Here is a 3,449-nt window from a genome sequence, read left to right as displayed (position 1 = left end):
ATCTCCTTATCTGGACACCTTTGAGTGACCTCTGAACCGGCGCCGTGGCGGTGGAGGTACGGGGCTCGTTGGGCCGTCCGAGTGCAGGCTCGGGGAGGCCGGTGTGCGGGTGGTCAAGGAACGCGATGGCGGTGTCGTACGGCGAGTCCGGTTGGTCGACGGCGATGGCGAACAGGACACGGCGGCCTGCCGGTTCCTGGATCACCTGGTCGACCGGGGCTTCTCGCCGCACACGATCTGCGCGTACGCGTACGACCTGCGGCGCCTGTTCACTTTTCTTGCTGCTGAGGGCATGGACTGGCGCGAGTTCCGGGGCCCGGATGCCTTGCGGCTGCTGGCGTTCCTGCGGCGGGCGCCCTCGCGTCGACCGGCCCAGCGGCTCGGCCTGACGGTCGTAGTCGGCGGTCTGGAGGCGCCGGGCAGTCTGCTCGCGCCGGCGACTGTGAACCGGATCCTGGCCGCGGTTGCCAGCTTCTACGACTGGGCGGTGGTCGCCGAGGAGTACGACGGCGACTCCCCGATGCAGAAGCGCCTTGACCCGGCACTTGCCCGGGTGCCGGACCGGCATCAGCCGTTCATGGGCCGCGCGAGCCGTCAGCAACCGATGCGCCGCACGGTGACGGTCAAGCAGCCGCGGCGGCTGCCGCGCCCCGTGGACGAAGCGGTGCTGGATCAGTTCATCGGCAGCTTGAAGCGACTGCGGGACCTGGCGGTGTTCTTGCTGATGCTGGATGGCGGACTACGGCCGGGCGAGGTGCTCTCGCTGCACCTGGACGACATCTCCTACGGCCGCCGCCGGGTGACGGTCCGCAAGCGCGACGACCACCCGCGCGGGGTCCGCGGCAAGTCCCGCACGGAGCGGGTCGTGGACCTGCACGAGCCTCGCCCCCTGGAGGCGGTCAGCCGCTATGTGATGCACGAGCGTCCCCTCGATGCGACCAGCCCGTTCGTGTTCCTGGTCGGAGGAAAGGGCACCCGCCGCCTGGAGCCGCTGGGCTACGACGCGGTGGTGCGGTTGTTCGCGCGGCGGCTGGACAAGCTCGGCCTGCGCACGCCGGAGACCACGCCGCACGCGCTGCGGCACACTCACGCCACGGCGATGTGGGAGGGCGGAATGCGGGAGCTGTCGCTGCAGAAGCGATTGGGACACGCCTCGCCGGAGTCGACGAAGGTTTACACCCGCGTCTCCGACGAGGCCGTGCTGGCCGACTACACCCGCGCGCTGGAGAACAACCAGTGACCGCGCTCGCCCTGGCGCCCGCCCCGGCACCGGACCGCCTCCGGTGCCACGCGCCGAGGGAGGAGTACTTCGGCTGGGTCCGTGCGACGTTCGCCGATGCTCCGGCGTCGATCAAGTCCCGCCGCTACTTCTACAACCGCTTCCTCAAGCACTGGCCGGACCTGGAGGACTGGTTCGCCGAGCCCCTGCTGGTCCGCCTGGACCTGCACGGACGCGTCGCGCACGAGCCGGGCAAACGCACCGGGCCGTCCCACGACGCAGGCCCCTACCTCGCCTACCTCTCGCTGGTGCACGGCATCCGGCTGGACGCCGACTACGTCCTCAGCCGCAACTTCGACAGCCTGTTCGTCCCTAAGGTCGCCGCCGGCCTCGGGCTGGACCTGGATCTCCTCGATTCCCTCTCGGCCCGCATGCTCCAGCTCGGCTATGCGCCCGTCAGCGGCCGGTCCGTCCTCACCTGGACCTTCACCCGCCTTCTCCTGATGCGCGGGAACCCCGATCTGCGCGCAATCCGCCTCGACGACCTCACCGCGCTCGCCGGAGAGATCAAGCGCTACTGCGCCCGGCCGGAGGCCGGGTTCGTGCGGGCCAGCCATGTCTCCAACGCACGCCGCCGCATGCCCATGGACCAGCTCGCCGAGATCTACCAGAAGGCGTGTCTGACCAGGCTGCACGGCGTCCATGTGCTGCTGTTCAACATCGGACAGGTCCCCGAGCCGCCGTTCCACGGCCTGAAGACCGCCGAACGCTGGCGGACCGAACTCACCCCTCCCGAGACACCGCCGGCGCTCGCCGCCCCGGTGACGCGCTGGCTCTCGGGCCGGTTGCAGACCAGCGACCGCGCGGAATCCGTCCGCCACTCACGCGACGCCTTCCGCTACTTCCTGCGCTGGCTCGCCCGGGCCCACCCCAACATCGACGCGATGACCCAGCTGGAGCGTCGGCACATCGAGGGCTTCATGGCCCACCTGCACGAACACACCAACGCCCGCACCGGACGGCCGCTGACCGCACGGTCCCGCTACACCTACCTCAGCCCACTGCTTCAGTTCTTCCGCGAGACCAGCCAATGGGGCTGGAGCGATGTCCCAGGCCGACCACTCCTCGGCCGATCGGACATGCCCAAACTCCCCTCCGCGCTGCCGCGGTTTATCCCCCGGGCCGAGCTGGACCGCCTCATGGAGGCGGTCGAAGAACTCGAAGACCCGCACCAACGAGCCGCTCTGCTTCTGCTGCGCTGGAGCGGTGCCCGGCGCGGGGAGATCGCACGGCTGACCCTGGACTGCCTGGACGCCTACCCCGACGGCTATCCACGGCTGCGGATCCCGGTCGGCAAGACCTACACCGAACGCATGGTCCCCCTGCACCCCCAGGCGGCGGACGCCCTGCGCGACCTCATCAACGCGGCCAAGGCCGCGAACGCCGCGGCCCGCCACGACGCATGGGCCCAGCGGCCGGTCCGCTACGTGTTCATGCGACGGGGCAAGCCCATGGGCCGGCACTTCCTCTACGAAGACGCCCTGGAGATCGCCTGCCGCAAGGCCGGACTCGTCGACGGCGACGGCAACCCCACCGTGACCGCCCACCGGTTTCGCCACACGGTCGGCACCCAGCTCGCCGAAGGCGGCGCCCAGATCCAGACCATCATGGCGATCCTCGGGCACCGCAACGCGCAGATGTCGGCCACCTACTCCCACATCAGCGACCCCGTCCTGAAGGAGCAGTACGAGAAGGTCATCGCCGCCGGCGGACGGATCGCGGGACCGGCCGCCGAGGAGCTGCTGACCAGCCGGATCGGCGAGGACACCCTGAACTGGCTCAAGACCAACTTCTTCAAGACCGAACTCGAACTCGGCCACTGCCTGCGGGCACCCGCCGAAGGCCCCTGCGAGTGCGACCTCTACCTGCGCTGCTCGAAGTTCCTCACCACCAGTGAGTACGCCCCGCGCCTGCGGGCCCGCCTCACCCGCGAGCAGCAGCTCGCCCAGGACGCCGTCGAACGCGGCTGGCCCCGCGAGGTCGAACGACACAACGCCATCGCCGACCGGATCCGCGGCCTCCTCGCCGACCTCGGCGAGAGCACCGAACCCGGCCCCGACGATCACTGCTGAGCGGTTCTGCGCGCATGGCTCGAGCAATACTCAATCTCACGCTCACACATCGATGGCCTTGCGAGCATGACTCACAAACTGCTCTCGCTTGTTCGACG

General features: G+C 69.7%; 2 protein-coding genes. Both read left to right on the top strand.

The features are described 5' to 3' along the window. Nucleotides 1–103: 103 nt before the first annotated feature. Nucleotides 104–1,240 carry a tyrosine-type recombinase/integrase gene (locus FH715_RS27945; RefSeq protein WP_246109035.1) on the top strand — a complete coding sequence of 379 codons (1,137 nt, stop codon included), beginning with the start codon at nucleotides 104–106 and terminating at the stop codon, nucleotides 1,238–1,240. Next, nucleotides 1,237–3,351: a site-specific integrase gene (locus tag FH715_RS27940; RefSeq protein WP_139650298.1), complete on the top strand. Its 2,115-nt coding sequence runs from the start codon at nucleotides 1,237–1,239 to the stop codon at nucleotides 3,349–3,351. The genes FH715_RS27945 and FH715_RS27940 overlap by 4 nt, the downstream gene beginning before the upstream one ends. Nucleotides 3,352–3,449: the final 98 nt, after the last annotated feature.

Origin of the sequence: Streptomyces sedi (genome assembly GCF_006335015.1) — a bacterium.
Classification (GTDB): domain Bacteria; phylum Actinomycetota; class Actinomycetes; order Streptomycetales; family Streptomycetaceae; genus Streptomyces; species Streptomyces sedi.
Note: the sequence above shows the minus strand (reverse complement) of the source record. Positions and strands in the feature narration are given on the sequence as shown.